This is a genomic window from Amycolatopsis sp. SID8362 (assembly GCF_010550475.1).
In the GTDB taxonomy this organism is placed as follows: domain Bacteria; phylum Actinomycetota; class Actinomycetes; order Mycobacteriales; family Pseudonocardiaceae; genus Amycolatopsis; species Amycolatopsis eburnea.
Genome location: NZ_JAAGNB010001864.1, coordinates 1 through 377, shown reverse-complemented (window position 1 = coordinate 377; position 377 = coordinate 1). Strand labels below are relative to the sequence as shown.

General features: G+C 75.1%; 1 protein-coding gene. It reads right to left on the bottom strand.

The features are described from left to right. Nucleotides 1-377: acyl-CoA dehydrogenase family protein (locus G3I65_RS56240; protein ID WP_160704823.1), on the bottom strand; the 377-nt coding region annotated here is incomplete at both ends.

Here is a 377-nt window from a genome sequence, read left to right as displayed (position 1 = left end):
CGACGTCGACGTTGAGGGTGCGCTCGGCCCCCGCCAGCACCAGCTCCGCCGCCCGCCGCCGCCAGCTGCCACCGAGCCACTGCCGCAGCGCGACCGCGCGGCGCAGGTAGAGGTGCGCGTCGTGCTCCCAGGTGAACCCGATGCCGCCGAGGACCTGGACGCAGTCCTTGGCGTTGGCGACCGCGGCGTCGAGGGCGACGACGGCCGCGCTCGCCACCGACAGCGGGTCCTGCCCGGACGCCGCGTCCCAGGCCAGCGCTTCGGCCGCTTCCGCGCGGCAGAGCATCTCGGCGCACAGGTGCTTGACCGCCTGGAACGCCCCGATCGGCCGGCCGAACTGCTCACGGACCTTGGCGTATTCGACGGCGACGCGCAGG